We start from the raw sequence: 22,088 nt of genomic DNA on the forward strand, positions 1-22,088 counted from the left end.
GTTCCTCCGGCGCCCCGGCCGGCCGAGGGCGATAGCCTCTTACCGTGTCTCAGCCCGATCTGCGCGCTCCGATGCGCCTGGCGACCACCATCCGCCCCTACGACTGGGGATCGGTGACCGCTCTGCCGGAGTTGTTCGGCACGGAGCCGACCGGACAGCCGCAGGCCGAGCTCTGGATGGGCGCCCATCCCGGCGCGCCCTCCACCGTCGGGGGCGTCCCGCTCGACGCCGTCATCGCCGCCGACCCGGCCGCCGCCCTCGGCCCCGGCACCGCCGGGCGCTTCGGCGGGCGGCTCCCCTACCTGCTCAAGATCCTGGCCGTGGCCCGCCCGCTGTCGCTGCAGGTGCATCCCAGCGCCGAGCAGGCACGCGCCGGCTACGCCGCGGAGAACGCGCGGGGCATCCCGCTCGACGCGCGCGAGCGCACTTACAAGGACGACTCGCACAAGCCGGAGATGGTGTGCGCCGTCACGCCGTTCCACGGGCTGTGCGGCTTCCGCTCCCCCGCCGCCACCGCCGGCCTGCTCGACCGGCTCGGCGTGCCCGGCCTGCGACCCTGGATCGGCGCGCTGCGTGACGGCGAGCCGGCCGCGGCCCTGCGGACGGTCTTCGCCGAGATGCTCGGCGACGCCGCCGCGCCGCTGCGTGCGGAGGTGGAGCGCGCGCTGCTCGCCGCCGGCGATCCTGAGCTGGCCCCGTACGCGGAGATCGCCCGCGCCTGCCCCGGCGACCGCGGCGTGACCGCCGCCCTGCTGCTGCACCACGTGGAGCTGGCCCCCGGCGAGGCCCTCTACCTGGGGGCCGGCGTGCCGCACGCCTACCTCGGCGGCGTCGCCGTCGAGATCATGGCCAACTCCGACAACGTGCTGCGCTGCGGCCTGACCTCCAAGCACATCGACGTGCCCGAGCTGATGCGGGTGGTCGGCTTCGCGCCCGGCGAGCCGCACCGCGTGGCCGCCGAGCGGGGCGGTCCCGGCGAGCACCGCTATCTGCCGCCCGCGCCGGAGTTCGCGCTGGCCCGGCACGAGCTCGACGGCGAGCGGGCGCACGAGCTGCCCGGCGGCGTGCCGCAGATCGTGGTCTGCGTCGAGGGCGAGGCCCGGCTGGACGGCGTCGCGGCGCTGCGCCCCGGAGAGTCGGCTTTCCTCCCGGCGGAGGTTTCGAACACCCTCCTAGAGGGTAAGGGGACGACCTACCGGGCGACCCCAGGAGCTTGACAAACCGGGCATCTCGACGATGCAGCTTCATCCGCGGCGAACAGTGCCGTAAGTCCCGGTGCCTGCGGCCCTTCGCCGCTACCCCCAGGTTCCACCGCCCGGCCATCATCATGGTGTCCCCGTTTCCCGGAGGTGAACCGATCATGGTTGGTGGTCGCATGCTCATGGACACGCCCGCTCTCGACGTCGAACTGCTGGCGGTCAAGAAGCGGCTCTCCGAGCTGGAGGAGCAGGTGCGCACGCTCAGCGCGGCGAACCTGGCCCTCGTCCGCGCGATGGAAGGGCTCGACGAGCGCGTACGCGCCCGCGAGGACGACCGGCCCTTGGCCCCCACCCTCTGAACGTCCCGCTCTTGCTAGTCAGATCATGGCTAGCCATACTATGGCTATGCCGCCCAGGGAGACCGTCCCGCGCTCCGCGCTGGGACTGATCGTGCTCGGGCTCCTCAACGAGGAGCCGATGCACGTCTACCGCATGCAGAAACTCATCGAGCAGTACGGCAAGGCCCGCGTGGTCAACGTCCGCCGCCGGGCCAGCCTCTACCAGAGCGTGGAACGCCTCGCCCGGCACGGGCTCGTGGAGGCACGCGAGTCCGTCAGCGGCGAAGGCGCCCCCGACCGCATCGTCTACGCCATCACCGACGAAGGCCGCGAGACCAGCGCCCGCTGGCTGCGCGAGATGCTCACCACGACCGGCGCCGAGTTCCCCGAGTTCTTCGCCGCGCTGTCCGTGCTCGCGGGCCTCACCCCCGACGACGCCCTCCACCACCTGCGGGTCCGGGCCGACCACCTGGCCGCCGACCTCGCCGCCACCGAGGCGCTCATGACCGCCGAGCCGCGCCCGCCGCGGCTGTTCCTGCTGGAGGAGGAGTGCCGCCGCCTGCTGCTGCGCACCGAGCTGGAGTGGGTGCGCGGCGTCGTGGAGGACCTGCGCGCCGGCCGTCTCACCTGGGACGAGCCGTGGCGGCTGGCCGTGCGGAGCGCGTTCGTGGCCGAGGACGGTGACCGATGAGCGAGCTGCGCCTGCCCGGCGTGGGACTCCACTACGAGGTGGCGGGCTCGGGCCCGGCGCTGCTGCTGATCCCCGGCGGCACCGACGACGCCCGCGACTTCGCCGGCCTCCTGCCTCACCTGACCGCCAAATACACCGTCATCTCCTACGACCCGCGGGGCAACTCCCGCAGCGCGCTCGACGGTCCTCCGGCGGACGTCACGGTCGAGACCCACGCCGATGACGCCCTGCGGCTGCTCCTGGCCCTTACGGGGGACGGGCGCGTACGGGTGTTCGGCACGAGCGCCGGCGCCCAGGTCGCTCTCGCGTTGACGGCGGCGGCGCCGGACCTGGTGGACACCGTGGTCGCGCACGAGCCGCCCGCGCTGAACGCCCTGCCGGACGGCGACCCGCGCCGCGACCTGGCCCGCGAGGTCGGCGAGAGCTACCGGGCGGGCGGCGTCGCGGCGGCGCTGGCCACCTATGTCGCCGGCTCCGGGCTGGACCGGATGCCCGAGGGACCGGCCGCCGAGAGCGCGGAGGCCGCCGCGGACATGGGATCCAAACTGGGCCGCATGCAGGCGAACGCCGACTTCTTCTTCGCCCGTCACGCGTCGGCGACCGCCACGTACCTGCCCGACGTGGCCGCCCTGCGGGGCGGCGCGGCCCGGATCGTGCTCGCCGCGGGCGAGCAGTCGGCCGGGCAGCTCGCCCACGACGCCGCGCTCGCCCTGGCCGGGCGGCTGGGCCTGCGGGCGGTCACCTTTCCCGGCGGGCACGCGGGCTACGTCACCCATCCCACGGGGTTCGCCCGCGCGCTGCGCGACGTCCTGGACGCCTCCCTGACGGGGGACGTCGGCACTACTGCCTGATCCCGCCTTCCCTGTGCCGGGTCTCCTCGCCCCTGCCCGCGAGGTCGAACGTCTGCAGGGTCCTGCCCTCGGCGTCGATCCGCCAGAAGCGGGCGAAGCCCAGGCCGCCGCGCCAGACGCGGAGCAGCTCGGCCTTGCCGTCGCCGTCATGGTCGGCCACCGACCAGGTCGTCACCACGCCTGACCGCCATTCCTTGAGTCGCTTCCCCTCGGGGGTCCGGTCGGGGCCCCGGTGGGTGACGACCAGGCCGGGGCGGCGCAGTCCTTGCGGGGAGCCGGTCAGGATCTCCGCCCGGCCGGTGGCGCGGGCGGAGGCGGCGACCTCGCCGGAGACGAGGTCGTCCCGGCCGTCACCGTTCAGGTCTCCGGAGGCGAGGCCGCCGCGCAGGCCGGTGAGGATCTGCGGTTCGCCGCCGCGGCCGTGGAAGACGCGGGTGACGCCGTCGACGGACGGGGCCTCCGTCTCGAAGCCGGGCTCGTCGTTGCGCGCTCCGCTGTCGCCGATCGCCACGTCGCGGCGGCCGTCGCCGTCGAAGTCGCCGAACACGGCCGAACTGCCCGTGGCCACCTCGCGGAACTCGCCGCCGGCGAGGAGCCAGGCGCGGGCCTGCTCGCCGTCGTCGGGTCCGTACAGGACCGCGCCCGGCCCGTGCGGGTCGGTGACCAGCCGGCCCGGCCACTCGCCTTCGGGCAGCGGCCGGCTCGTCTCGCGGGCCGGTCGGCCGGACCTGGTGAACGGGCCGTGGAGGAGGACGAGCCGCGAGCGGTCCGCGCCGTCGCCCTTGTCGACCGCCATGAGGTCGATCGCGTCGTCGCCGTCGAGGTCGGCCACGCCGGAGCCGCCGTCGAAGGCCAGGACGGTGGCCGGACCCTGCCCGCCCCAGAAGATCGACAACGCGGCGTCGCTGATGACGACGTCGGCGCAGCCGTCGCCGTCGAGATCCGCGAGCTGCGGGACCGCCTCACCGGACATGCTCCCGTCGCCCTCGACCCGCGCCGTGGACGGATCGAGCCCGCGCGGCGATCCCCGCACCACCACGAGCTGCCCCCGCTCCAGCGGCTCGCCCGTGGCGCCCCGCCAGACGAAGGCGAGGTCGGCGTAGCCGTCGCCGTCGAGGTCGCCGGGCACCCCGTCACCGCCGCACCGCGGCTCCGGCCGCGGGTACGGCGAGGCGGCCGGGGTGACCATGACCGGGGAGGACGCGCCGGCCGCGGACGGGGCCGGTGACGCGGCAGGGCGGGAGGCGGCGCAGCCGGCGAGCGTCAACGCCACGAGGGCGACGCCCAGCTTCCTCACCATGTCGGCCCACTATGCCGCAATCCAGGACGTCACGCTCCCCCGTCGAGGGAACGGCGCTCAAGGGCGCCGGCGGGCCCTGATCACGTAGTCCGCGTGGGTGCCGGGGGTGCCGTCGGGCGCGCTGCGCTCGCGGGTGAACTCCTCGCAGGTCAGCACCTCCCACCCGGGCCCGGTCAGCTCGACCGCGTCGAGGACGTCGCCCGGCGTCGGGAAGGCGACCTCGACGGGTGGCTGCTCCATCCAGGACGGCCAGCCCAGGTGACCGGTGATCAGCAGTGTCCCGCCGGGCACGACGGCCGCCGCGGCCTTGCGCAGCACCTCCTCGCGCGGCAACTGCACCGGGGAGTGCAGGTAGCTCGCGCTGACCAGGTCGTAGGAGCCGTCGGGGAAGGACGTCGCCAGGTCGTGGCGGCGCCACTCGATCCGGTCGGCCACGCCCGCCCGCTCCGCCTCCTCGGCGGCGCGGTCCAGCGCCACCTGGGAGATGTCGGCGGCGGTGACCCGCCAGCCGCGCTGGGCCAGCCAGACGGCGTCGGCTCCCTCGCCGCAGCCGAGGTCGAGGGCGCGGCCGGGCGGCAGGCCGGTGACCTCGCGGACGAGGGCGACGTTGGGCGCGCCGCTCCAGATACGGTCCTGCTCGCCGTAGCGGCCGTCCCAGAACTCCTCCGCCGTGACCCCTTCGGGCACCTCGAAGCCGCTGTGCCCGTGCCCGTGACCGTGACCGTGCTGGTTCTTCGGGTCATGGCCGGCCGCGCGGCGGGCGGCGACGGCGCGGCGGGTCTCCTGCTCGATCAGGTCGGCGTTGATGGCCGCCCCCGCCCGTACGCCGCCCGCCGCCGCCGCGATGACCTGGTCGGTCACGTTGACGGCGTTGCCCGCCACCCACACGCCCGGCACGCCGGTGGCGCCGGTCGCGTCCGCGGGCACGTGGGTGCCGATGACGTGCCCGGCCATGACCAGCTCCGCCGTCTCCAGCCCCAGACCGGGCAGCAGGTCGGCGCGGACGCTGAGCCGGGTGCCGACGGCGAGCGCCTCGCACGCCACCACCCGCCCGCCGTCCAGCCGCACCCCGGTCAGCCCGCCCTCGCCGTTCTCCAGGCCGGCCACCCGCTCCTCGACCACGGTGACGCCCCGCGCGGCCAGCTTCTCGCGCTGCTCGTCGTCCGGCCGGGGCCCGTCGTGCAGGAAGAACGTCACCCGCTCGCTCCACTGCCGCCACAGCAGCGCCTGGTGCACCCCCAGCGGCCCGGTGGACAGCACCCCGATGGCCCGGTCGCGCACCTCCCACCCATGGCAGTACGGGCAGTGCAGCACGTCCTTCCCCCACCGCTCGGCGAGGCCCGGCACGTCCGGCAGCTCGTCCACCAGGCCGGTGGCCAGCAGCAGCCGCTCGGCCACGACCGTCGATCCGTCCGCCAGCGTCACCCGGAACGGGCCCGGCTCCTCGCCGCCCAGGCGCTCGGCCGCGACGACGGTCCCGGTGACGATCTCGCCGCCGTACCCGGTGACCTCCTCGCGGCCGATGGCCAGCAGCTCGTGCGGCGGCACGCCCTCCCTGGTCAGGAAGGTGTGCACGCCCTGGGCGGGGGCGTTGCGCGGCCGGCCCGCGTCCACGACCAGCACCTTGCGCCGCGCCCGCCCCAGGGTCAGCGCCCCGCTCAGCCCGGCGGCCCCGCCGCCCACGATCACCACGTCGTACTTCGTGTCCACCACTTCGGTTCCTTCCGCGTCGCGTCGTGACGCCACTGTCCGCGATCAGCGGCCGAATTGACAAACTTCGTTGCCGGAATGGCAAAATCGAGAGGGTGGAGGACCTAGACGAGACGCTGCAGTCGGTGGGGCCGCGGTTGCGTGCCCTGCGCCAGGAGCGCGACGTGACGCTGGCGGAGCTGTCCAAGAGCACCGGCATCTCGGTCAGCACGCTGTCGCGGCTGGAGTCCGGGCACCGCAAGCCCACTCTGGAGCTGCTGCTGCCGCTGGCCCGCGCCCACCAGGTGCAGCTCGACGAGCTGGTGGGCGCGCCCGTCACGGGCGATCCGCGGGTGACCATGCGGCCGGTCAAGCGCAACGGCGTGACCTGGATCCCGCTGAGCCGCAGTCCGGGCGGGCTGCAGGCGGTCAAGCTGATCTACCCGCCCGGCTGGCCGGGCTTCGTGCCCGAGCAGCGGGTCCACGAGGGTTACGACTGGCTTTACATGCTCTCGGGGCGGCTGCGGCTGCTGCTCGGCCCGCACGAGGTGGTGCTGAAGGCGGGCGAGGCGGCGGAGTTCGACACCCGCACCCCGCACGCCTTCCACAACCCGGGCGACGAGCCGGCCGAGGTGCTGGCCCTGTTCGGGCCGCAGGGCGAGCGCATGCACGTACGCGCCCGTCCTGCCCCCAAATAGCCCCGGTGCGGGGTCAGCCGCGGGTGTCGTCGGTGCCGAAGCCGTCCAGCGCCTGGCGCTCCTCGGCGGCCTGCAGCTCCTGGAAAATGGTGATGTGCATGCCGCCGGGCGCGTCGAGACGGGCGTTCAGCGACTGCCACGGGGTGACGGTCGGCGGCGCCACCTCGCTCGCGCCGGCCTCGACCAGCCGCTCGGTCGTGCCGCGCGAGTCGTCCACCTCGAACGCCACCCGGAACTTGGGCGCGACCTGCCGCCCCACCTCGACCTCGTCGATCATCTTCTTCTGCGCCGGGTTGGCGATCTCCAGGGTGGCCCGGCCGGCGTCGAGGATCGCCACCCGGGCGCCGTCGCCGGTGGAGAAGGCCGCCTCCTCGGGCAGCCCCAGGACGTCGCGGTAGAAGGCCAGCGCGGCATCGTAGTCCTCGACCTCGACGACCAGGCGAAGCTGGCGGACGGGGCCGCGGTCCTCGGCGTGCGTGCTCAATGCGTGCTCCTCAGTGGGCGAGTGTGCGGATGCTTCCCCCTCGGCAACCCGCGCGGGCCGCGCGATCATCCCCGGCGGGCCGGTCAGCCGCGTCCGTAGCGGTCCTCGGCCCGCCAGAAGTACCAGAACCCGCCGACAAGAGTGACCACCGCCCAGCACAGGCACGACAGCCACACCATGGACGGGGGCGTGTGACGGTCGAGGAGCAGGTCGCGCATGAACTCGATGAACGAGGCCGCCGGATTGAGGTACATCGCCGTGGCGACCCACTCGGGCAGCCCGGCCGAGCCGACGACCTTGTCGTGGATGGCGAAGAACACGCCCGAGGCGTACAGCCAGGTGCGCATGATGAACGGCAGGAGCTGGCCGAGGTCGCGGAGGGACGCCCCGAGCCGGGCCATGACCAGCCCCGCCCCGATGTTGAACATCGTCTGCAGCAGCAGGACCACCGGGACCATCAGCCAGAACCAGCTGATCGGCTCCCCGGTGATGAGCACGATGACCAGCAGCACCCCCATCGAGACGGCGAGCTGCTGCAGCTCCTGGATCGTGTACGCCAGCGGCAGCGAGGCCCGCGGGAAGTGCAGCGCCCGGATGAGGGACAGGTTCCCGGAGATGGATCTGGCCCCCGCGGTGACCGTGCGCTGCGTGTAGGTGAACACGAACATCCCGGTCAGCAGGAACGCCGGATAGTTCGGGATGTTCTTGCTGCCGCCCAGGATGAGGCCGAACATCACATAGTAGATGGCCGCGTTCAGCAGCGGCGTGAGGACCTGCCACAACTGCCCCAGCGCCGACCCCGAGTATTTCGAGACGTTGCGCGAGGTGGCGTAGGTCAGGATGAAATGGCGGCGTTCCCAGAGCTGGCGCAGGTAGGCGGGGAAGCGGGGGCGCGCGATGGCGGGGCGCAGCCCGTGCTTCCTGGCGAGCTCGGCGAGCGACCCGCTCTCGGGCGCGGTCTCTTCCAGTTGGCTCATGGGCACCTCGGTCGCGACGGTCCGACAACCGGGGATGCTAGCAAGGGACTCGCGTGTCTTCCCTGCTTATGGCCGTGGACGGGCGGCGCGGCGTCAGGGGACGGTCACGCCGGTGATGGCGAAGCGCTCCACCTCGGCGACGTGGCCGCCGGTGGAGGCCACGACGGTCAGCGTCGTGCCGGGCGCCGGTCTGAAGGTGAGCCTGGCCGACCAAGGGGATTTCTCGCCGCCCGCGCCCACGCAGCAGTGCTCGCCGAGCGCCTTGTCGCCGCCGGGACGGCGCACCTGGACGCGGATGCTCTCGTCCACGCCGGTGATCCGGCCGCCGACCGTCATCGGGGAGCCGACGGAGGCGCCGTACTCGGGGGTGGTGAGGGAGAAGGTGGTGTCGTCGGTGCCGACGACCTCCCAGGGGGCGTCCGCGCCTTCCCCGTAGCGGACCAGGTGGACGACGGCGGCGACCATCGGGCGCGGGCCATCCTCGGCGGCCAGGCCGACGTGCACGCGGGCGTGGGCCCCGTCGAGGTTCGTCTTCACCGCGCGGTCGATCTCGCTGAAGCCGAGGTGGTCGCGGGCGAACCGGACCGCGGTCCGAGCCGGGTCGAGGTGCCAGGCGCCGGCGCCGTCCTCGCGGTGGCGGCTCCGCCACGCCTCCGCCGCCGCGGCGTCGGCGAACGGCCACAGCGGCTGGTAGCGCCCGGCCACGAGGTCACGGGACGTCGGCGGCGGGGAGGTCCCGGCGGGCGAGCCCGCCGAGGGTGACGTCGCCGAGGGCGGGGTCGTGGAGGGAGGGGCGGGGGACGAGACGGCAGGGGACGAGGTGCGGCCCGGCTCGCCGCCACAGCCCGCCACGGCCGACCCCAGCGCGATCAGCAGGACCACGGCGCGGCCGGTGCGTGCTGTCATGTCATGCCTCCTGGGGGTGGGGGTTCAACGCCTGCCGTCGGGGGTCCTACCCTGCCAGCCTGAAGCCCCACCGTGCCGGGACTTCAGGCGGAATACGCCCCCGTCAGCCGGCGGCGGAACACCCAGTACGTCCACGCCTGGTATCCCAGCACCACGGGCGTGAAGACGGCCGCCACCCAGGTCATCACGGTCAGCGTGTACGGCGAGGAGGCCGCGTTCGTCACGGTGAGGCTGTTGGCCGGGTCGAGGGCGGGCAGCACGTTCGGCCACATGCTGGTGAACAGGGTGGCGACGAACGCGGCGATGGCCACAGCGCTGCCGGTGAAGGCCCACCCGTCGCGCCCGCGCAGCGTGGCGATCAGCGCGACGGCGAGCCCGACCGCGGCCACGGCGACCGCCACCCAGGACAGGACGCCGGCCCGCGCCATGAGGAGGAAGACGAGGACCACGACGACGGTGGCCGGCGCGAGCGCGGCGGCGATCCTGGCCGCGCCCTTGCGCAGCTCGCCGGTGGTGCGCAGGGCGAGGAAGACCGCGCCGTGCTGGGTGCAGAGCAGCAGCATGGCCAGGCCGCCGAGCAGCGCGAACGGGTTGAGCAGGGTGAACAGCGTCCCGGTGTACTCGTGGTCGGCGTCGAGCGGCACGCCCCGCACCATGTTGGCGAAGGCGACGCCCCACAGCAGGGCGGGGCCGAGCGAGCCCCAGAAGAAGGCGCGGTCCCAGCCCTTGGTGCTGTCGCTCTTGCCGCGGTACTCCAGGGCCACGCCCCGCACGATCAGCGCCAGCAGGATGAGGAACAGCGGCAGGTAGAAGCCGCTGAAGAGGGTGGCGTACCACTCGGGGAAGGCGGCGAAGGTGGCGCCGCCGGCGACGAGCAGCCACACCTCGTTGCCGTCCCAGACGGGGCCGATCGTCTTGACGATGGTGCGGCGCTCCCCGTCGCCGCCGCCGAGGAAGGGCAGCAGGATGCCGACGCCGAAGTCGAAGCCCTCCAGGACGAAGTAGCCGGTCCACAGCACGGCGATGAGCAAGAACCAGACGGTGGTGAGTTCCATGGCCGGTTAGTTCCTTAGTAGGACAGGGCGGGCACGGGAGCTTCGGGTTCGAGCTCCTCCTGCGCGCCGCGCTTGATGAACTTGAGCAGCAGCCGCACCTCGATCACGGCGAGGACCGCGTACACGAGGGTGAATCCGACCAGGGTGATCGCGACGGAGGGGACGTCGGCGCCGGGCGAGACGGCGGCGGCGGTGCGCATGAGGCCGAACACCGTCCACGGCTGGCGGCCCATCTCGGTGAAGATCCAGCCGAGCGAGTTGGCGACGAACGGCAGCCCGATGCCGAGCATGGCCAGGCGGTAGGCCCACTTGCCCGCGGGCAGCCGGCCGCGCCGGGTGAGCCAGAGCCCGGCGAGGGCCAGCAGCGCGGACAGCATGCCGAAGCCGATCATGAGCCGGAACGACCAGTACGCGAGGCCGACGACCGGCCGGTAGTCGCCGGGGCCGTACAGGGCCTGGTATCGCTCCTGGATGTCGTTGATGCCCTCGACCTTGCCGTCCAGGGTGTTGGTGGCGAGGAGGCTGAGGCCGTAGGGGATCTGCAGGTTGACGTGGTTGCGGCCGTTCTCGACGTCGCCGATCGCGAACAGCGAGAACCCGGCCGAGCTCTCGTCGTCCCACAGCGCCTCGGCGGCGGCCATCTTCATCGGCTGCTGCTCGGTCATGATCTGCGCCTGCCAGTGGCCGGACAGCGACACGCCGACCGCGGCGACCAGGCTGACGACCATGGCGAGCCGGGCGGCGGGGCGGAAGACGTCCACCTCGCGCCGGCGCATGAGGAACCAGGCGCTGACGCCGAGCACGAAGGCGCCCGCCACGAGGAACCCGCCGGCGATGACGTGCGGGAAGGTGACGAGCGTGGTGGAGTTGGTGAGCACCGCCCAGATGTCGGTCAGCTCGGCGCGGCCGTTGTTGATGCGGTAGCCGACCGGGTGCTGCATCCAGGAGTTGGCCGCGAGGATGAAGTACGCGGAGATGTTGGTGCCGATGGCGGCCAGCCAGATCGTGGCCAGGTGCACCTTCTTGGGCAGCTTGTCCCAGCCGAAGATCCACAGGCCGAGGAACGTCGACTCCATGAAGAACGCGATCAGCCCCTCCATGGCGAGCGGAGCCCCGAAGACGTCCCCGACGAAGCGCGAGTAGTCGCTCCAGTTCATCCCGAACTGGAACTCCTGCACGATGCCGGTCACCACGCCCATCGCGAAGTTGATGAGGAACAGCCGCCCCCAGAACCGGGTCATGCGCAGGTACTCCTGCTTGCCGGTGCGGTACCAGGCGGTCTGGAGCCCGGCCACGATCACCGACAGGCCGATGGTCAGCGGCACGAACAGGAAGTGGTAGACGGTGGTGATCCCGAACTGCCATCGGGAGAGGTCGAGGACGTCCATGCGGATCAGCGTCTTGCATGATCTCGGGCCTCACCTAGGGACCGGGGGCCCTGCGAGGCGGGACCTTGGTCCTCTCCCTCCGGGGACCTACGCCATTCCGGGCCGCCTATTCGAGCAGGTCACCCACGGGGCGGCGGACCGTCTCGGCGTCGTCGAAGGTGATCCCGAGCCGCATGATCATCTGCGGGCGGGCGCCCGCGCACAGCTCCTCGCGCAGGAACGCGCGCAGGTGGTCCATCTCCAGCGCCTGGGTGTGGAAGGCCGCCGACACGCCGTACGCGCTGGCCTTCAGCAGCACGTGCTGCAGCGCCTGGCCGGCGTTCAGCCAGTCCTGCCTGGTGTCGTCCGCGGTGGTGAGCACCGTCACGACGCCGGGCGAGGTCGAGCCGGCCTGGTCGGCGGGGTTGCCCCAGTCGTGGCGCCAGGCGTAGTCGCGCTGCGCGAAGGCGGGGTCGGTGCGCGGCTCGTCGTGCGGGTAGGCCCCGGCGGGCACGCCGTCCTTGCGGGCGCTGCCCGGCGGCCGGGCCCAGCGGACGACCTCCAGGTGGCGCGGCCGGTCCTCGCTCTGCACGATCTGGGCGGCCCGGGTCAGCGCGGCGACCGCCTCGGCGGCCGGCGGGGCCAGCACGAGCAGCGCGGCGCCCTCCTCCCCCGCGGTCCTCGCCAGCGCCTGGACCAGCCGGTCCGGCACCGGCAGGGTGGTGAACCCGGACCGGTGCGTACGCCGCCGCTCGAACTCCCCGGCCAGCACCCGCGTGTGCTCGTCGGGCTCGACCTCGGCGCCGGGCCGGACGAGGGCGAGCAGCGACGGGCGGTCGGGGTCGGGCAGGACGCGCACGACGGGCTCGAAGCCCGCGCGGCGGATCGCCGTACGGAGGTTGAACAGCGCCGCGCCGCAGCTGATGAGCAGCTCCCGGCCGGCCGGGTCGCCGACGCGCAGCCGGCGCTCGGTGTCGGCGCGCAGGCCGATCTCGTCGCCGGACACGGCGAACGACCAGGGCTGGGTGTTGTGCACGGACGGGGCCCAGCGCGCGGCTTCCAGCGCGGCCTGGACGGCGTCGCTCGCCGTACGGATGCTCATGTCTCCACCTCCAGCGGACGATACGTCCAGTTCATCACGGGGTATGGCGGCAGGTGAGGGCCGAAGGTCCCCTCGGGGCAGAGGCGTCGGGCCTCGCGCGCGGCCGTCCGGGCACCCGGCCTGACCAAGGACCGCCTGCCCCGGGACTTCCGTCCCTACTCCCCCGGCCCGCCGGGCGATGTGATGGAGGCGACCGCAAAGGAGGCAGGCATGCGAATGACCGTAGCGGACGTCATGACCGGCGAGGTGGTCTCCGTCACCGAGGAGACGCCGTTCAAGGACATCGCCCAGGCCCTCATCGAGCACGGCATCAGCGCCGTGCCGGTCGTCGACGGCGACCGGCACGTGGTCGGCGTGGTGTCCGAGGCCGACCTGCTGCGCAAGGAGGAGTTCCGCGAGGAGTTCTACCGCGAGGGTTACCGTCCCCCGCTCCGCGCCCGGCTGCGCCACCCCAAGGGCCGGCAGAAGGCCGAGGGCGACACGGCCGCGGAGCTCATGACCCGTCCCGCCGTCACGATCACCGGCGAGGCCTCGGCCGTCTCGGCCGCCCGGCTCATGGACGCCCACGACGTCAAGCGGCTGGCCGTGGTGGACCACAACGGCCGCCTGACCGGCGTCGTCAGCCGGCGCGACCTGGTCAAGGTGTTCCTGCGCCCGGACGAGGAGATCGCCACAGAGGTCCGCGACGAGATCCTGGACCAGGCGCTGTGGGTGGACACCGCGGGCGTCCACGTGGAGGTGCACCAGGGCGTCGTCACGCTCACCGGCTGGATGGACCGCCGCACCGAGGCGGCGATCGCGGTGCGCATGACCGGCCGGGTCAACGGCGTGGTCGGCGTGGTCGACAAGCTGACCTGGAAGCAGGACGACACGAGGTGGGAGGCGCAGTAGCCATGCTGGTGCGCGAGGTCATGAGCACCCCGGCGATCACGGTGCGCCGTACCGATCCGGTGCGGCACGCCGTCCGGGTGCTCCACGGCAACGACATCACGGCCGCCCCCGTCGTGGACGACGGCGGCCGGCTGGTGGGCGTCGTCAGCGAGCTGGACCTGCTGCGCGGCGAGTTCGGCCCCGACCCGCGCGCCACCGCGCGCCGCCTGCCGCTCCCGGAGGCGCCGCCGCCCCGCCAGGTTCAGGACGTCATGACCGGCGCCGACGCGGGCGGGGTCGTCACCGTCACCGAGACCACCGACGTCACCACCGCGATCGAGCTCATGGTGGGCAGGAAGATCAAGAGCCTGCCCGTGCTGCGGGGCGAGGAGATCGTGGGCATGGTCAGCCGCCGCGACCTCACGGCGATGCTGGCCCGTACGGACGAGGAGCTGCGCGCGGCGGTCGAGGCCGCGCTGCGCGAGCAGTACCCCTTCGGCCCGCGCTGGACGGTCGCCGTGCACGACGGCGTCGCCGAGCTGAGCGGGCCCCGGCACGAGCACGCGGACAAGATCGCCGACGTGCTCGCCCGCACCGTCCCCGGCATCGTCCGGGTCAGGCATCCGAGGTGATCTCCACGACCGCCCGGCCTTCCGTTTGATGATCTTGGTGCGGTAGCCTTCGGCGTCCCCTCGTCGTGGAAGGACCGCCGGTGTTCCGTCTCCTGGCCGTGCTGGCGGCCGGCATGCCCGCCGTGCTCGCGTCGGTCCTTCCCGGCGAGACGTGCGGGTACTTCGGCTACCGGATGCCGGAGCCCTCCGCGCTCGCCGTGGCGGTCTACTCCGCCGCCGGGTGGGGAGTCGACCTGCTGCCCGTGGCGCTGGCGCTCACCGGGCTGTGGCTGCCGCGCCGCTTCCCCGTGCTCGGGGCGGCGCTCTCCGGGCTGGTTCTGCTGCTGGGCGGGCTGACATTTTTGGTGCCGTACGTCAACATATGCGGGACGACGCAGGGCCTCGGGTTCGTGACCGGGTGCGCGGCGGCGGCGACGGCGGCCTGCCTCCTCGCGCGCCTCGACACCGGCCCGCGCCGAATCCCTGCGGCTGTGACGGCGGCCTGGACCACTGTCCTCTGCCTCGCGCTCGCCGGCTCCCTCACGGAGGACGACCGGAAGTGCTTTCCTGACCTGACGTACGAATGGGCGACGTGGTGGATCCGCCTGGACTCCGCCGAGATGGTGGGCCTCTGGGTGGCCGTGGCGGCGCTCGGCTCCGTCCTCGTCAGCGGGCGGGGCGCGACGGCCGCCGCCGTGGCGCTGCTCGTCCCGGCGCTTTACACGCCGCTCGCCACGGTGCTGTCAGGCGCGGCGCACGACTGCTCGGACCTGGTCGGATGGCCGTACGTGGCCGCGGCGGCCATCGGCGTGATGGCGGCCAGGGCCGCGCGGGACGTCACTCCAGCAGACCGCGGGTGACGTCGGGGACGCGGGACCCGACGCGGGGCGGGCGGCGGTAGCCGGTGGGAGCCGGCCGCTCGGGGATCTCCAGCGGCGCGCGCCGCACCTCGTGGTACGGGATCGAGGCCAGCAGGTGGGCGATCATGTTGACACGGGCCCGCCGTTTGTCCTCGCTCTCCACGTCGTACCAGGGGGCCTCGGGGATGTGGGTGTGCACCATCATCTCGTCCTTGGCCCGCGAGTAGTCCTCCCAGCGGTTGATCGACTCCAGGTCGATCTCCGACAGCTTCCAGCGCCGCATCGGGTCCTCGAGCCGGGCGCGGAAGCGCCGCTCCTGCTCGGCGTCGCTCACCGAGAACCAGTACTTGCGCAGCAGGATGCCGTCCTCGATCAGCAGCCGCTCGAAGATCGGGCACTGGTGCAGGAACCGGGTGTACTCCTCCTGGGTGCAGAAACCCATGACCCGCTCCACCCCGGCCCGGTTGTACCAGCTCCGGTCGAACAGCACGATCTCCCCGGCCGCCGGCAGGTGCGCCACGTAGCGCTGGAAGTACCACTGCGTGCGCTCCCGCTCGGTGGGGGCGGGCAGGGCCGCGATGCGGGCCACGCGCGGGTTGAGGTACTCGGCCACGCGCTTGATCGTGCTGCCCTTCCCGGCGGCGTCCCTGCCCTCGAAGATCACGACGACCCGGTGGCCGCCGGCCTTCACCCACTCCTGCAGCTTGACCAGCTCCCCTTGCAGGCGAAGCAGCTCCTTCTCGTACGCCTTGCGCTTCAACCGGCCGGTACGCGGATCGGTGCTCATCCTGGCAGCCAACCGGTTCCCGGCCCGCCGGGCAAGGATCAGCGCACCACGGCGACGGCGCAGCGGGCGTGGTGGAGGACGCCGCGGCTGACCGAGCCGAGCAGGGCCGAGCCCATCGCGCCACGGCCGTGCGAGCCGACCACCACGAGGTCGGCCTGCGCGCCGGCCGCCGTCAGCACGTCCACGGGGTGCCCGGAGTGCGTCTCCTCGATGATCTCGACGGCCGGGTGCTCCGCGCGGAAGGACTCCAGCGCGCCGGTGAGGAGCTGCTGCTGGGCGACGCGGATCTCGTCCACGTCGTAGGCGATCTCCGGCGCGAACGCGTGCACGGGGAGCTGCCAGGCGTGCACCGCCCGCAGCTTGGCGCCGCGCAGCTCGGCCTGGCGGAAGGCGTAGGCGAGGGCGGGCCGGCACTCGGGCGAGTCGTCGACGCCGACCACGATCTCGCCGGAGACGGGCTGCCGCTGGGCGCGTACCACGACGACGGGGCAGCGGACGTGCCCGGCCACGTGGGTGCTGACGGAGCCGAGCAACGCCCCGGCGAAGCCGCCGAGCCCTCGGCTGCCGACCACGATCCCGCTCGCGCCCTCGGCCTCCTCGCGCAGCACGAGGGCGGGGGCGCCCTCCACCTCGCGCGTCTCCACCTCCACCTGCGGCTGCCGCTCGCGTACCAGGGCGACGGCCTCGTCCAGGATCCTGCGGCCCTCGCGCAGCAGCACGTCGGGCAGGGTCGGGGTGGGGAACCTGCCGATCTGGTACGGCGTGCGGTCCACGGCGTGCACGAGCCGCAGCGGCTCCCGCGTCCGCAGCGCGTCAGCGGCGGCCCATTCCACGGCCGCGCGCGCCGCCACCGACCCGTCGACGCCCACAACGATCATGACTTCCTCCTTGGCCGCTCCGGCTGACACTCCAAGTCGACCGCACGGGCGGTGGCGGATGCAGGGCCGGAGGTCCCGGGGCGCCGGGTCCAACGGCCCATGGGCGGGCCCCGCGATGGCTGGCCAGGAGCCTCGGGGGTAGCGTTCCAGGAGATGGTCACCGCTTTCGGCGGAGCTTCATCCGACACCGACCACCGGGCGGCCCAGGAACGGAGGGAACCATCATGACCGGAACCGGCGATCTGGGCCGGCGCCTGATCCATCACCGCGAGCGCCTCGGCCTGACCCGCGAGCAGGTCGCCGCACGCGCCGAGATGTCGGCGGGCTACGTCCAGTACCTGGAGGAGCACGCCGACATGACGGAGACCGGGTCGCTGCACCGGCTGGCCAACGCCCTGGGCACGACGATGGACGAGCTGCTCGGCGGGGGCCTCGATCGGCCTCCCGGGCGCGGCCCGGCGATGGCCCATCCCTCGCTGGAGGTGATGGGCGAGGAGGAGTGCCGGCGGCTGATCGAGCCGGGCGGGATCGGGCGGGTGGCCTTCTCCGGCTCGCACGGGCCGACGGTGCTGCCGGTGAACTTCCGGATGTACGGCGGCGCGGTCGTCTTCCGCACCGCCTACGGCGGACCGATGGACCAGGACCTGCGGTCCGGGGTGGCGGGCGTCGAGATCAAGATCGCCTTCGAGGTGGACCACATCGACGAGGCCCGCCGGGAGGGGTGGAGCGTGCTGGTGCAGGGGGCCGCGCACCACGTGCCGGAGGAGGAGGCGGCCGAGGCGGCCGGATGCGAGGTGACGCCGTGGGCGGGCGGCGAGCGCCACCTCTACGTCAGGATCGTCCCGCAGCAGATCAGCGGGCGGCGCATCCAGGGGCTGTGATCACTCGGCCTCCGGCCGGGCGCCGTAGTGGGCGGCGACGGCGGCGAACGCCTCCTTCGGCTCCCAGGGCAGGTCCGGGTAGGTCGTGCCGCGGCCGTCGGCCAGCACCTTGACGATGCCGTAGCTGGCCAGGTCGAGGTCGTCGCGCGGGTCGCCGTCCGGGCGGTGCACGTGGTCGTAGAGGGCCAGGATGAACACGAACGCGCTGTCCACGCCCGCGGCGTCGAACACCTCCAGCAGCTCGCGCACGTACGCGGCCTGGCCGGGCTCGTCGCGCTCGTACGTGCCGCGCAGCCGGATCGGGCCGCGCTCGTCGTCGTACTCGACGGCCTCCAGCGCGGTCGCGCCCAGGTCGCCCGCGCCCCGGTAGCCGGCCGCGCCGAACTCGGTGACGGCGACCGGCCTGCCCTGCGCGACCAGGGCGCGCACGCCGTCCTCGAAGCGGTCGGCGACCTCGGCCGACCGGTAGAGGTCCACGGAGACGAAGTCGAACGGCGTCCAGTCGACGCGTTCGAGCGGGATGGAGGCGTAGGTGACCCGGCCGCCGAACCGTTCGCGGACCAGCGTCACGGCCTCGCCGAGGAAGTCGTTGACCCGGATGCTCACCTCGGCGACGCGCTGCGGCAGGTCCTCGCCGCCCAGGAGCCCGTCGAGCCGTTCCCTGAGGCTGCCGCCGGGCAGGAAGCCGGGGTTCATCAGGCTGAGCTCGGCGCCGGTGACGAAGACGACCTCGGCGCCGCGCCGCCTGACGCGCTCCGCCCGCTCGGCGCAGTCGGCGAACAGCTTCAGGCACTCCGCCGTGGTCAGCTCCAGCGGGTAGGGCGAGAACCAGACCTCCAGGCCGAGCTCGGCGGCGCAGGTGGCGGCGAACTCCAGCCGGTCGGGATCGCCGCCGATCACGCGTACGGCGGTGCAGTGCAGGTCGTCGCGGATGATCCGCAGCTCGCGACGGACCATGTCGTGGTCGAACTCCCGGCGGGAGAGCTTGCCCTTGTGCAGGAAGCCGGTCTCGTAGCTGATGCCTTTGGCGCGCATGACCGCACACCCCTCTCTGCTCATTTTTAGGGTACGGCCAGTACCGTAGACCCAAGCGGCACAGGACACAACCCCGTTCCGCTAAGGTACGGACGTGAGCGATTCGACGAAGCGGCCGCGCCGCCGCGGCGCCGCGCTCGAGGAGGCGATCCTGCGCGCCGCGGCCGACGAGCTGGCCGCGTCCGGCTACGCCGGCTTCACGATGGACCGCGTCGCCGCCCGCGCCGGCACCAACAAGAACGCCCTCTACCGCCGCTGGCCCAACCGCCTCGCCCTCGGCGTGGACGCCTACCGCCTGCTGACCGCGACCGTCCAGCCTCCCGACACCGGCGACCTGCGCGAGGACGCCCTGGAGATGCTGCGCCGGGCCAACCGGCACTGGAGCTCACCGCTCGGCATGATCCTGCGCGAGCTGATGGCGGCGGCCGGGGGCGCGAGCGAGCTCCTGACCCGCCTGCCCGACCAGTCCACCGACACGACGGCCGCCACCTGGCTGACCATACTCGGGCGCGCGGTCGCCCGCGGCGAGGCCGCCCCGGAGGCGCTGCACCCGCGGGTCGCCACCGTGGCCATCGTGCTGCTGCGCAACGAGTTCGTGGTGCGCGGCGTCCCTACCGCGCCCGACGACGTCCTCGTCGAGATCGTCGACGAGGTGTTCCTGCCGCTGGTGGCGAGGCGCGGCCCGGCCGGCTCATGACGTCTCCATCACGATGGAGGTGCCCTGGGCGTCGGAGCGCAGGGTGAAGCGCTCGACGTTGTTCCTCGCCAGCCAGAGGCCCCGGCCACGCGGATGGTCCGGCGGCGGCAGGCGGGGCTCGGCCGCGCCGCCCGGCCCCTGGTCGTCGACCCTGCAAAAGAGCCGGGGGCCCTGCTGCCACAGGCTCAGCCGGCCGTGCCCGCCGCCGTGGCGTACCGCGTTGGTGGTGATCTCGTTGACCGCGACGACGAAGCGGTACAACGTCAGGCCGGTCAGCCCCCATCCACGGCAGGCGCGCTCCACCTCGTGCCGGAGCCGGACCAGCGTGTGACGGTCGAACTCGCGCGCCAGCAGGTCCTGTGGGCCGGACGGCTGCGTCTCGGAGTGCCCTTGCTCGTTCATCGCGCCTCTCCAGGAAGGAGCGGGCGCGCGGCCAGGATGCAGGTGTCGTCGTCGGGGTTGGCGTGCCGGAGCTGCTTCAGCAGGTCGGCCAGCGGGTGCGGGGCCGGCTCGGCGGTGATCCGGTCGAGGACGGCCAGCACAGGGGCGAGCCCTTCGTCGAGGTTGCGCCGGCGGTGCTCGACGAGGCCGTCCGTGTAGAGCAGCAGCACGTCGCCGGGGCGCATACGGGTGGAGGTGGTGGAGTAGCGGGCGTCGGGGAAGGCGCCGAGCAGCGGCCCGCCGGGCCGGTCCAGCTCGACGGTCCGGCCGGCGCGGGCCAGCAACGGCGGAGGATGCCCGGCGCGGGCCCACACCAGGCGGCCGGTGGCCGGCTCGTAGCGGGCCACGACGGCGGTGGCCGTCACGGGCACCCCGCCGCGCGGCGGGCCGGTCGGGTCGCCCGCGAACAGCAGCCGGTTGAGCGCGGCGAGCAGCCGGGCCGGGTCGCGGGTGGTGGTGACGGACAGCGCGGCCAGGGCGTGGCGGAGCCGGGCCATCGCGGCGGCCGCCTCGATCCCGTGCCCGGCCACGTCGCCCACGGCCAGCAGGACGGCGCCGTCGCCGGCGGGCGCGGCGTGATACCAGTCGCCGCCGACCCTGCTGGCCTGCTCGGCCGGCAGGTAGCGGACCGCGACCCGCAGGCCGGGCAGGTCGATCGGCTCGCGCGGCATCGGCAGCACGATCTGCTGGAGCCGCCCGGCCAGCTCGTGCTCGGCGGCGAGGATGCGCTGGTGCTCGCGGAGCTGCTCCTCGACCTCGGTCAGCCTGAGCCGGCTGGTCTCGCGGGCGGTGACGTCCTGGAGGATCCCGTACACCTTGACCGGGACGCCCGCCGCGTCGCGGACCGCGTCCACGACCATGCGGACGTGCTTGACGCGGCCCGCCACCCCGATACGGAAGGTGGCGTCCACGGCCTCGCCACGCCCGAACGCCTCCGCCGCCTCGCGGCGCACGGGCAGGTCCTCGGGCAGGACCAGCGCCTCGCTCTCCTCGCGGGGCAGCGGCCCGGCGGCGGGGTCGCGCTCGTAGATCTGGTAGAGCCCGGCCGACCAGCGGGTCTGCCCGGCGACCAGGTCCCATTCCGCCCAGCCCATGTTGCCCAGACGCTCGGTCTGGGCGATGCGCTCGGCCAGCCGCGTCTCCTCGTCGTGGCGGACCCAGCTCTGCAGCAGGCCGCCGCCGACCGGCCACACCTTCACGGTGAGCAGCACCTCGGCGGGCGCGCGCTCCGCCGAGCTGGTGTAGGGGACGGGGCCGACCTCGCGCGGCCTGCCGTCGCGCAGCGTCTCGCGCCAGGCGTCCCAGATGGGGCCGCCGACCACCGACGGGTAGATCTCGCTCATCCGGCGGCCGAGGATCTCCGCGCCGCCGCGCCCCGACAGGTCCACCACGGACGGGGCGGCGGCGGCGATGACGTAGTCGGCGACCTGGCCCGTCGCGTCGTACTCGGGGAGGATCAGGATGTGGCGCTCGGGGAGGGCGTCGAGCACCTGCCGCACGGCCTCGACCCACGCCCGCCGCGGCAGCGCGGACGGCCCGGTGGACGGCAGGGCGGACGGCCCGGTGGACGGCAGGGCGGACGGCGGGGCGGACGGCGACGTGGGCGGCGACGTGGGCGGCAGGGCCGGGGACAGTGTGGGGGGCGGGGCGGGTGGCAGGGTGGCGTGGCGGGCGGGGCCGCGGCGGGACGGCAGGGCCGCCTCCACGGTGGCGGCCAGCCCGGCCTCGCCGCGCGGCGGCACGCGTTCCAGCGCCGCCAGCACCTCGGCGGCCAGCTCGTGGACGGGCCGCCGCCGCTCGGCGGCCAGCCGCACCAGGTAGGCGTGGGCCTCCCCCACCCGGCAGCCGGTCCGCCCGGCGAGCAGGCCGCTCGCCCGCGCCAGCAGCACCTCGGGGTGGGAGCGCGCCCGCGCGAGGCGGGCGTCGAGGTCGGCCAGCCGCCCGCGGTAGCCCTCAAGCGGGTCCATCATTCGAGGCCGAACGCCGTCAGCAGCCCCGTGGTGCGCAGTTGGTCCAGCATGCGGCGGGTGGGGTTCTCGACGCGGAAGTCGGCCTGCGCGGCCAGGGCCACGCGCATGGCGTCGACGAGCACGCCGATCCCCGTGGAGTCCATGAACGTCACCCCGGCCAGGTCGACGCGGACCGCCGCGGGCCGCCGCTCGGACACGGCGTCCGTGATGATCTTGTGGATCTCGGTCGAGTTCGTGAAGTCGATCTCGCCGCGCAGCGTCACGCGCAGCGCGCCGTCGTCGTTGGTGTCGACCGACGCCTCATGCATGGCGTTTACCCCCTCCAATACCGTTCGAGAGATGAAACCGGCATGAACGCCACGACCTACCGACTCCGCGACTCTGCGTCTCACACGGGTTGC

General features: G+C 73.7%; 24 protein-coding genes. 10 read left to right on the forward strand and 14 right to left on the reverse strand.

Annotation, left to right across the window (positions count from 1 at the left end):
• Nucleotides 1-44 precede the first annotated feature (44 nt).
• The 4 genes from manA (at nucleotide 45) to BMW85_RS26095 (ending at nucleotide 3,079) form a co-directional block, all read left to right on the forward strand.
• The gene (manA, locus tag BMW85_RS26080) at nucleotides 45-1,217 is read left to right on the forward strand and encodes a mannose-6-phosphate isomerase, class I (RefSeq protein ID WP_245775068.1); all 1,173 of its coding nucleotides are present in this window, start codon (nucleotides 45-47) and stop codon (nucleotides 1,215-1,217) included.
• Nucleotides 1,218-1,360: 143 nt separating this feature from the next.
• Nucleotides 1,361-1,558 (forward strand): hypothetical protein, encoded by a 198-nt coding sequence (locus BMW85_RS26085; protein WP_143082404.1) that lies wholly within the window; start codon nucleotides 1,361-1,363, stop codon nucleotides 1,556-1,558.
• Nucleotides 1,559-1,604: 46 nt separating this feature from the next.
• On the forward strand, nucleotides 1,605-2,228 hold the full coding sequence (locus BMW85_RS26090; protein WP_091086228.1) for a PadR family transcriptional regulator: 624 nt from the start codon (nucleotides 1,605-1,607) through the stop codon (nucleotides 2,226-2,228).
• The gene (locus tag BMW85_RS26095) at nucleotides 2,225-3,079 is read left to right on the forward strand and encodes an alpha/beta fold hydrolase (RefSeq protein WP_091086230.1); all 855 of its coding nucleotides are present in this window, start codon (nucleotides 2,225-2,227) and stop codon (nucleotides 3,077-3,079) included. Before BMW85_RS26090 ends, BMW85_RS26095 begins: the two co-directional genes overlap by 4 nt.
• On the opposite strand, the gene BMW85_RS26100 is transcribed toward BMW85_RS26095, so the two are convergent.
• Together BMW85_RS26100 and BMW85_RS52355 are read right to left on the reverse strand one after the other, a co-directional pair.
• The gene (locus tag BMW85_RS26100) at nucleotides 3,069-4,379 is read right to left on the reverse strand and encodes an FG-GAP repeat domain-containing protein (protein ID WP_091086232.1); all 1,311 of its coding nucleotides are present in this window, start codon (nucleotides 4,377-4,379) and stop codon (nucleotides 3,069-3,071) included. The two genes, BMW85_RS26095 and BMW85_RS26100, sit on opposite strands and share 11 nt — an antisense overlap.
• A 57-nt stretch (nucleotides 4,380-4,436) precedes the next feature.
• Entirely contained in the window at nucleotides 4,437-6,092 is a 1,656-nt protein-coding gene (locus tag BMW85_RS52355) for a bifunctional NAD(P)/FAD-dependent oxidoreductase/class I SAM-dependent methyltransferase (protein WP_342743437.1), read from the reverse strand.
• A gap of 92 nt (nucleotides 6,093-6,184) precedes the next feature.
• On the opposite strand from BMW85_RS52355, the gene BMW85_RS26110 reads away from it, so the two are divergent.
• On the forward strand, nucleotides 6,185-6,766 hold the full coding sequence (locus BMW85_RS26110; RefSeq protein ID WP_177240889.1) for a helix-turn-helix domain-containing protein: 582 nt from the start codon (nucleotides 6,185-6,187) through the stop codon (nucleotides 6,764-6,766).
• A 13-nt stretch (nucleotides 6,767-6,779) separates the two neighbouring features.
• Here the strand turns inward: BMW85_RS26110 and BMW85_RS26115 are convergent, their stop codons facing one another.
• The 6 genes from BMW85_RS26115 to BMW85_RS26140 all read right to left on the reverse strand — a co-directional run bounded on the left by BMW85_RS26115 (nucleotide 6,780) and on the right by BMW85_RS26140 (nucleotide 12,657).
• Entirely contained in the window at nucleotides 6,780-7,250 is a 471-nt protein-coding gene (locus tag BMW85_RS26115) for a VOC family protein (RefSeq protein ID WP_218155930.1), read from the reverse strand.
• 83 nt (nucleotides 7,251-7,333) lie between these two features.
• On the reverse strand, nucleotides 7,334-8,227 hold the full coding sequence (locus tag BMW85_RS26120) for an ABC transporter permease (RefSeq protein ID WP_091086237.1): 894 nt from the start codon (nucleotides 8,225-8,227) through the stop codon (nucleotides 7,334-7,336).
• Between the two features lie 93 nt (nucleotides 8,228-8,320).
• Nucleotides 8,321-9,133, reverse strand: a complete 813-nt coding sequence (locus tag BMW85_RS26125; protein ID WP_143082405.1) for a hypothetical protein — start codon at nucleotides 9,131-9,133, stop codon at nucleotides 8,321-8,323.
• A gap of 83 nt (nucleotides 9,134-9,216) precedes the next feature.
• Nucleotides 9,217-10,188, reverse strand: a complete 972-nt coding sequence (gene cydB / locus BMW85_RS26130; RefSeq protein WP_091086240.1) for a cytochrome d ubiquinol oxidase subunit II — start codon at nucleotides 10,186-10,188, stop codon at nucleotides 9,217-9,219.
• 14 nt (nucleotides 10,189-10,202) lie between these two features.
• The gene (locus tag BMW85_RS26135; protein ID WP_091086242.1) at nucleotides 10,203-11,576 is read right to left on the reverse strand and encodes a cytochrome ubiquinol oxidase subunit I; all 1,374 of its coding nucleotides are present in this window, start codon (nucleotides 11,574-11,576) and stop codon (nucleotides 10,203-10,205) included.
• Between the two features lie 106 nt (nucleotides 11,577-11,682).
• Nucleotides 11,683-12,657 (reverse strand): Acg family FMN-binding oxidoreductase, encoded by a 975-nt coding sequence (locus tag BMW85_RS26140; protein ID WP_091086244.1) that lies wholly within the window; start codon nucleotides 12,655-12,657, stop codon nucleotides 11,683-11,685.
• A 210-nt stretch (nucleotides 12,658-12,867) separates the two neighbouring features.
• Between BMW85_RS26140 and BMW85_RS26145 the strand changes: the two genes are divergently transcribed.
• From BMW85_RS26145 to BMW85_RS26155, 3 genes are all read left to right on the forward strand, one after another.
• Nucleotides 12,868-13,548 carry a CBS domain-containing protein gene (locus BMW85_RS26145; protein ID WP_177240890.1) on the forward strand — a complete coding sequence of 227 codons (681 nt, stop codon included), beginning with the start codon at nucleotides 12,868-12,870 and terminating at the stop codon, nucleotides 13,546-13,548.
• On the forward strand, nucleotides 13,533-14,159 hold the full coding sequence (locus tag BMW85_RS26150; protein WP_143082406.1) for a CBS domain-containing protein: 627 nt from the start codon (nucleotides 13,533-13,535) through the stop codon (nucleotides 14,157-14,159). Before BMW85_RS26145 ends, BMW85_RS26150 begins: the two co-directional genes overlap by 16 nt.
• 80 nt (nucleotides 14,160-14,239) lie before the next feature.
• A complete protein-coding gene (locus BMW85_RS26155) occupies nucleotides 14,240-14,998 on the forward strand; it encodes a hypothetical protein (RefSeq protein WP_091086251.1) in 759 nt (252 codons plus the stop codon).
• Here BMW85_RS26155 and ppk2 read toward each other — a convergent pair.
• Both ppk2 and BMW85_RS26165 read right to left on the reverse strand, forming a co-directional pair.
• Nucleotides 14,976-15,785, reverse strand: a complete 810-nt coding sequence (ppk2, locus tag BMW85_RS26160; protein WP_091086253.1) for a polyphosphate kinase 2 — start codon at nucleotides 15,783-15,785, stop codon at nucleotides 14,976-14,978. The two genes, BMW85_RS26155 and ppk2, sit on opposite strands and share 23 nt — an antisense overlap.
• A 38-nt stretch (nucleotides 15,786-15,823) precedes the next feature.
• Entirely contained in the window at nucleotides 15,824-16,663 is an 840-nt protein-coding gene (locus tag BMW85_RS26165) for a universal stress protein (protein ID WP_091086255.1), read from the reverse strand.
• 224 nt (nucleotides 16,664-16,887) lie between these two features.
• Here BMW85_RS26165 and BMW85_RS26170 point away from each other — a divergent pair, with 224 nt between their 5' ends.
• On the forward strand, nucleotides 16,888-17,544 hold the full coding sequence (locus BMW85_RS26170) for a helix-turn-helix domain-containing protein (protein WP_091086258.1): 657 nt from the start codon (nucleotides 16,888-16,890) through the stop codon (nucleotides 17,542-17,544).
• On the opposite strand, the gene BMW85_RS26175 is transcribed toward BMW85_RS26170, so the two are convergent.
• Nucleotides 17,545-18,579 carry a glycoside hydrolase family 113 protein gene (locus tag BMW85_RS26175; protein ID WP_091086260.1) on the reverse strand — a complete coding sequence of 345 codons (1,035 nt, stop codon included), beginning with the start codon at nucleotides 18,577-18,579 and terminating at the stop codon, nucleotides 17,545-17,547.
• Between the two features lie 94 nt (nucleotides 18,580-18,673).
• Between BMW85_RS26175 and BMW85_RS26180 the strand changes: the two genes are divergently transcribed.
• Nucleotides 18,674-19,276 (forward strand): TetR/AcrR family transcriptional regulator, encoded by a 603-nt coding sequence (locus BMW85_RS26180; protein ID WP_091086263.1) that lies wholly within the window; start codon nucleotides 18,674-18,676, stop codon nucleotides 19,274-19,276.
• Here the strand turns inward: BMW85_RS26180 and BMW85_RS26185 are convergent.
• From BMW85_RS26185 to BMW85_RS26195, 3 genes are read right to left on the reverse strand one after another with little or no spacing between them, the layout of a single operon-like run.
• Nucleotides 19,271-19,678, reverse strand: coding sequence for an ATP-binding protein (locus BMW85_RS26185; protein ID WP_091086265.1), 408 nt, complete (start codon nucleotides 19,676-19,678; stop codon nucleotides 19,271-19,273). The two genes, BMW85_RS26180 and BMW85_RS26185, sit on opposite strands and share 6 nt — an antisense overlap.
• Nucleotides 19,675-21,687 (reverse strand): SpoIIE family protein phosphatase, encoded by a 2,013-nt coding sequence (locus BMW85_RS26190; protein WP_091086268.1) that lies wholly within the window; start codon nucleotides 21,685-21,687, stop codon nucleotides 19,675-19,677. Before BMW85_RS26190 ends, BMW85_RS26185 begins: the two co-directional genes overlap by 4 nt.
• Nucleotides 21,684-21,995, reverse strand: coding sequence for an STAS domain-containing protein (locus tag BMW85_RS26195; RefSeq protein ID WP_091086269.1), 312 nt, complete (start codon nucleotides 21,993-21,995; stop codon nucleotides 21,684-21,686). The genes BMW85_RS26190 and BMW85_RS26195 overlap by 4 nt, the downstream gene beginning before the upstream one ends.
• Nucleotides 21,996-22,088: the final 93 nt, after the last annotated feature.

The sequence above is a fragment of the Nonomuraea wenchangensis genome (assembly GCF_900111685.1).
Taxonomy (GTDB): domain Bacteria; phylum Actinomycetota; class Actinomycetes; order Streptosporangiales; family Streptosporangiaceae; genus Nonomuraea; species Nonomuraea wenchangensis.